The sequence below is a fragment of the Enterobacter sp. Lyrl_3 genome (assembly GCF_051948675.1).
GTDB lineage: Bacteria > Pseudomonadota > Gammaproteobacteria > Enterobacterales > Enterobacteriaceae > Enterobacter > Enterobacter cloacae.
Genome location: NZ_JAYJLI010000022.1, coordinates 40,591 through 46,620 on the forward strand (window position 1 = coordinate 40,591; position 6,030 = coordinate 46,620).

A 6,030-nucleotide genomic window follows, 5' to 3' on the forward strand; every position below is an offset into this window, starting at 1 on the left:
TACGTGAAGATCTGCTTAGTGGATGAAACAGGCGCCGGAGACGGCGCCTTATCTGTTCTGGCCGCCCGCTGGGGGCTGGAGCACGATGAAGAAAACCTGATGGCGCTGGTGATGACGCCAGAGCATCTCGAATTACGTAAACGCGACGAACCGAAACTCGGCGGGATTTTTGTCGATTTTGTCGGGGGCGCGATGGCGCACCGGCGCAAGTTTGGCGGCGGCCGCGGTGAGGCTGTTGCAAAAGCCGTCGGCATCAAAGGGAGCTATCTTCCGGATGTGGTGGATGCCACGGCGGGGCTGGGGCGCGATGCGTTTGTGCTGGCGTCTGTCGGCTGCCGCGTGCGGATGCTGGAGCGCAACCCGGTGGTGGCCGCGTTGCTGGATGACGGCCTGACTCGTGGTTACGCGGACCCGGAAATCGGCCCGTGGTTGCAGGAACGTTTACAGCTGATCCACGCCTCCAGCCTGACGGCGTTGACCGATATCACCCCGCGCCCGCAGGTGGTCTATCTCGATCCGATGTTCCCGCATAAGCAGAAAAGCGCGCTGGTGAAAAAAGAGATGCGGGTGTTTCAGTCGCTGGTGGGGCCGGATCTGGATGCGGACGGCCTGCTTGAGCCTGCCCGTCAGCTTGCAACGAAGCGGGTGGTGGTGAAACGCCCGGACTACGCGCCGCCGCTGGCGGACGTTGCGACGACCAACGCGGTGACCACCAAAGGGCACCGGTTTGATATTTATTCGGGTACGCCGGAATAAAAAAGCCGGGTGGCGGCTTCGCCTTACCCGGCCTACGTTCAGTGCCATTTGTAGGCCCGGTAAGCGTTAGCGCCACCGGGCTTTTTTGCACTTACTCGTCTTCTTCGTCACGCAGCGGAACAATCAGCATATCCACGTGAACGGTATTGATCAGCTGACGCGCTGAGGACATCAGCTTGCTCCAGAAGTCCTGGTGATGACCGCAAACCACCAGGTCCATATCATATTTCTTAATCGCATCGACCAGCACCTGGCCCAGATCGCCGCTACCGCTTAAGGTTTCAGTGATCGGGTAACCTGCGTTGGTGGACAGCTCGCTCAGGGCGTGGTGTGTCTCTTCGGAGATGCGTTTTTGCATATCGCCGAGATTCACGTCGATCAGACCGGTGTAAAGGTCGGAGTAATTCACATCGACGTGAATCAGCGAAACTTTCGCGTTGTAAGGGCGTGCCATGGATACTGCTTTATCAACCAGCACTTTGCTCTCCGGGGAGAGGTCTACCGCGATGAGAATGTGTTTGTAAGCCATAGTGTTACTCCTTCCTTAAGTTATCGATGACTAAACAGAAAGCCGTCGTCTGATGCTTTCATTACGGCCCAGTTAAACATATTTTTCAAGCTTTGGTGTTGATAACGATTAACCTTGTGGCAAAAAAATTAACGGATCTCCTACACTATTTAATGAACCGTTCGGATATTAAAACGCGAACCGGATCGACTTTTGGTCATTCTTTCACTGAACTGTCTGTCAGGGCATTGGGGTGCGGTAGCTCAGAAGCCTTGCTTCGTGGGCGGACGCCGGGGAGGATGTATGATTAGCACCGTCGCATTGTTTTGGGCGTTATGCGTAGTTTGCATAGTGAATATGGCGCGCTACTTCTCATCGTTACGTGCGCTGTTAGTGGTACTTCGTGGTTGCGATCCGTTGCTTTATCAGTATGTGGACGGTGGAGGGTTCTTCACCTCGCATGGACAGCCCAGCAAACAGATGCGCCTGGTCGGGTATATCTACTACCAGCGCTACCGGGATCATCACGATGAAGAGTTTATCCGCCGCTGCGAGCGCCTGCGTCGCCAGTTCATTTTGACCAGCGCCCTGTGTGGCCTGGTCGTCGTCAGTATGATTGCCTTAATGATTTGGCACTGAGCATAAAAAAAGCGGGTCAGTTTCCTGACCCGCTTTTTTGTCGCCTTCAGCCGATTAAATCAGCTTCAGCGCAATCCAGTACAACCCACCCGAGAGCAGGATAGACGCCGGAAGCGTAAACACCCAGGCCATCAGAATGTTGGTCACGGTTTTGCGTTGCAGACCGCCGCCATCAACAATCATGGTACCTGCCACGGACGAAGAGAGTACGTGGGTGGTGGAGACCGGCATACCGGTGTAGCTTGCCAGACCGATAGAGACCGCCGCCGTCATCTGCGCGGACATGCCCTGCGCATAGGTCATGCCTTTCTTACCGATCTTCTCGCCGATGGTGGTTGCCACACGACGCCAGCCAATCATCGTACCGATACCCAGTGCCAGCGCGACAGCCATGATGATCCAGATTGGCGCGTACTCAATGGTGTTGAGCATATCGCTTTTCAGTTTCTTCAGCAGACGCTTGTCGTCAGCATTCACGTCTGGCAGCTTCGCGACTTTGTCGGTCACGTCAGAGATGCAGAGCATAATGCGACGCAGCTGACCACGTTGCTCAACGGCCAGTTTGTCGTAGCTTTCGATATCGCCCAGCATGCCTTTCGCACGTTCCAGCGCGTTAATCGCGTTTGCCGGGTGGCAGTGGAACTCGCCCGGCGCGGTGGTCGCACCCGCTTCAGGCGACGGGATCAGCTGGTCAACGCCGGTCGCTTTTTTCAGCAGTTCAGGGTGCTGCTGGAAATAGGTTTCAACGTTATTGACCGCATCACGGGTTCGGGTGATTTCATAACCGGAGGCATTCATGTTAACCACGAAGCCCGCCGGTGCAACGCCAATCAGAACCAGCATCACCAGACCGATGCCTTTCTGCCCGTCGTTCGCGCCGTGAGAGAAGGCCACGCCGATGGCGGAAATGATCAGGGCGATACGCGTCCAGAATGGTGGCTTTTTCTTGCCGTCTTTCTTCTCACGCTCTGCTGGCGTCAGGTGGATACGCGCACGTTTTTTCGTGTTGCTCCAGTAGCGACGCAGGATGAAAATCAATCCACCCGCAACTACCAGACCGACGATAGGGGAGATGATAAGAGAACCGAAAATACCCAGTACTTTAGGCAGGTTAAGCGCATCAACAACCGAGGTACCGGTCATCAGGGCGTTGGTTAACCCGATACCGATAATGGCGCCGATGAGGGTGTGAGAACTGGATGCAGGCAGGCCGAAATACCAGGTACCGAGGTTCCAGATAATTGCAGCAAGCAGCATTGAGAACACCATAGCGAGGCCATGGCCAGAACTTACGTTAAGCAGCAGATCCGTTGGCAGCATATGCACAATGGCATACGCAACGCTCAGTCCGCCCAGAAGGACACCAAAAAAGTTAAATACCGCCGCCATAACGACCGCCAGTTGCGATCGCATTGCGCGAGTGTAGATAACCGTTGCTACTGCGTTTGCAGTGTCGTGGAAGCCGTTGATCGCTTCGTAAAACAGTACAAAAACCAGAGCAAGCAATAATAAAAGCCCGGTATGTAAATCCAGGCCGGCAAACAAATGTAGCATAGGACGTTACGCCATTTTGAGGACATGAACGCGGCGCATTATCCAGGACAAATGCGCGGCGGGCAAAGTGAAATATAGACTTTTTTTGACATACCACCTGATTTGGGAAAAGTGCCTGAAAGGATATTCTTTAAATTTCAATGAAATGGCTTTGTAATATCTTTTTACGCTGGTGTGACCACAGAGGAAACTTTACAATCCGCGGCAGTGAACAAAGAGGGTTTTGACGTGGAAAGGTTTGATGCCGTGGTAATTGGCGCCGGTGCGGCGGGTATGTTTTGTGCGGCGATGGCCGGACAGGCGGGTCGTCGCGTGCTGCTGCTGGATAACGGTAAAAAGCCTGGGCGCAAGATCCTGATGTCTGGCGGCGGGCGCTGCAACTTTACGAACCTGTATGTCGAACCTGCGGCCTATCTGAGCCAGAACCGCCATTTTTGTAAATCTGCGCTGGCGCGTTATACCCAGTGGGATTTTATCGATCTTGTGGGTAAGCACGGTATCGCGTGGCATGAGAAGACGTTGGGGCAGCTGTTCTGCGACGACTCCGCGCAGCAGATTGTCGATATGCTGGTGGCCGAGTGCGAGAAGGGCGGCGTGGTAATGCGCCTGCGTACGGAGGTGCTGGACGTATCCCGCGACGAGCAGGGCTATACGCTGCAGCTCAACGGCGAAAGCGTCAGCGCCGATAACCTGGTCATTGCCAGCGGCGGTCTGTCGATGCCGGGGCTGGGCGCCTCGCCGTTCGGCTACAAAATTGCCGAGCAGTTTGGCCTGAAGGTGCTGCCAACGCGTGCGGGACTGGTTCCTTTTACTCTGCACAAACCGCTTCTGGAACAGCTTCAGACGTTGTCTGGCGTTTCTGTTCCTTCCGTTATTACCGCCGAAGACGGAACGGTGTTCCGCGAAAACCTGCTCTTTACCCACCGCGGCCTCTCCGGCCCGGCGGTGCTGCAAATCTCCAGCTACTGGCAGCCGGGCGAGTTCGTCACGGTTAACCTGCTGCCGGAGTGCGATCTGGATGCGTTCCTCAATGAACAGCGTGCGGCGCACCCGAATCAGAGCCTGAAAAATACCCTCGCGATGCAGTTGCCGAAGCGTCTGGTAGAGTGTTTGCAGGGGTTAGGGCAGATCCCGGATGTTTCCCTTAAGCAGCTTAACAGCCGCGAGCAGGAGGCGCTGGTAGAGACCCTGACAAACTGGCGCGTGCAGCCCAACGGCACCGAAGGCTACCGCACGGCGGAGGTCACGCTGGGCGGCGTCGACACGAATGAGCTCTCCTCGCGCACGATGGAGGCACGCAACGTGCCGGGCCTCTACTTCATCGGTGAAGTGATGGATGTGACCGGCTGGCTCGGCGGGTATAACTTCCAGTGGGCGTGGGCCAGTGCCTGGGCGTGTGCGCAGGCGCTGGCCGAAAAGAACGTTTAAACTTTTACTTTTCAGAGTGATGTGCCCAGGGCACCACTCTTTTTCTCTGCTGGCATATGCCAGTCTGCATGGTTTTTGTGTTTTGCCTCTACAAAAGGGTTGTGTATGTCTGCTGCTCATCTCGGTTTCCCGACGGAAACCGTTGTTGTCTTTGTGGTGATGGCTGTCGGGGCGATGTTTATCGACCTCTTCATGCACCGTCACGATAAGCCTGTCTCGCTGAAAAGTGCCGCGATGTGGTCCGTTTTCTGGTTCTCGATGGCGATGGCGTTTGCCGGGTTCCTGTATGTTCACCACGGTGCCGAGATGGCGAGCCTGTTCCTCACCGGCTACGCGCTGGAAGAGGTGCTCTCGGTCGATAACCTGTTTGTGATGATGGCGATTTTTGCCTGGTTCGGCGTGCCGGATAAGTACCGTCACCGCGTACTCTACTGGGGTGTGTTGGGGGCGATTGTCTTCCGCGGTATCTTCGTGGCCATTGGGACCAGCCTGCTGAGTCTGGGGCCGTACGTGGAGGTTATTTTCGCGCTGGTCGTTGGCTGGACGGCGGTAATGATGCTCAGGCGTAACGAAGAGAGCGACGAGGTTGAAGATTACTCCGGACACCTGGCCTATCGCCTGGTAAAACGCTTCTATCCTGTCTGGCCGAAAATCAGCAGCCACGCCTTTATTCTGACCCAGAAAGAGGTGGATGCGGAGCTGGAAAAACCAGAAAACCAGGACGTAATGGTTGGGCGCGTCAAAAAAGCGAAACGTTACGCGACGCCATTATTACTTTGCGTGGCGGTCGTGGAGCTGTCTGATGTGATGTTCGCGTTTGACTCCGTACCGGCCATTATCGCCGTCAGCCGCGAGCCGCTGATTATCTACAGCGCCATGATGTTTGCCATCCTCGGCCTGCGTACGCTCTATTTCGTACTGGAAGCGCTGAAGCAGTATCTGGTTCACCTGGAGAAAGCGGTGGTCCTGCTGCTGTTCTTCGTGGCGTTCAAGCTCGGGTTGAATGCAACCGATCACTTCTGGCATCACGGCTACAGCATTGGCGCGACGACCAGTCTGTTCGTGGTATTAGGCGTGCTGGCGCTGGGGATTATTGCGAGCGTGATGTTCCCTGGGAAACGTGAGGCCTGATGCAACGCTCTTCT

General features: G+C 55.6%; 6 protein-coding genes. 4 read left to right on the top strand and 2 right to left on the bottom strand.

The features are described 5' to 3' along the window. Positions 1-3: 3 nt before the first annotated feature. On the top strand, positions 4-756 hold the full coding sequence (rsmJ, locus tag VF709_RS22775; protein WP_032644932.1) for a 16S rRNA (guanine(1516)-N(2))-methyltransferase RsmJ: 753 nt from the start codon (positions 4-6) through the stop codon (positions 754-756). 91 nt (positions 757-847) lie between these two features. Here rsmJ and uspA read toward each other — a convergent pair whose 3' ends face one another. Continuing rightward, positions 848-1,285 (bottom strand): universal stress protein UspA, encoded by a 438-nt coding sequence (uspA, locus tag VF709_RS22780; protein WP_003861223.1) that lies wholly within the window; start codon positions 1,283-1,285, stop codon positions 848-850. Between the two features lie 282 nt (positions 1,286-1,567). Here uspA and uspB point away from each other — a divergent pair, with 282 nt between their 5' ends. Next, positions 1,568-1,903 (top strand): universal stress protein UspB, encoded by a 336-nt coding sequence (uspB, locus tag VF709_RS22785; protein WP_003861224.1) that lies wholly within the window; start codon positions 1,568-1,570, stop codon positions 1,901-1,903. A gap of 54 nt (positions 1,904-1,957) precedes the next feature. On the opposite strand, the gene pitA is transcribed toward uspB, so the two are convergent. Beyond that, positions 1,958-3,457, bottom strand: a complete 1,500-nt coding sequence (gene pitA, locus VF709_RS22790; RefSeq protein WP_013099193.1) for an inorganic phosphate transporter PitA — start codon at positions 3,455-3,457, stop codon at positions 1,958-1,960. 228 nt (positions 3,458-3,685) lie between these two features. On the opposite strand from pitA, the gene VF709_RS22795 reads away from it, so the two are divergent. Both VF709_RS22795 and VF709_RS22800 read left to right on the top strand, forming a co-directional pair. Then, positions 3,686-4,885: an NAD(P)/FAD-dependent oxidoreductase gene (locus VF709_RS22795; RefSeq protein WP_038420964.1), complete on the top strand. Its 1,200-nt coding sequence runs from the start codon at positions 3,686-3,688 to the stop codon at positions 4,883-4,885. A 105-nt stretch (positions 4,886-4,990) separates the two neighbouring features. Continuing rightward, entirely contained in the window at positions 4,991-6,016 is a 1,026-nt protein-coding gene (locus tag VF709_RS22800; RefSeq protein ID WP_014833633.1) for a TerC/Alx family metal homeostasis membrane protein, read from the top strand. Positions 6,017-6,030 lie beyond the last annotated feature (14 nt).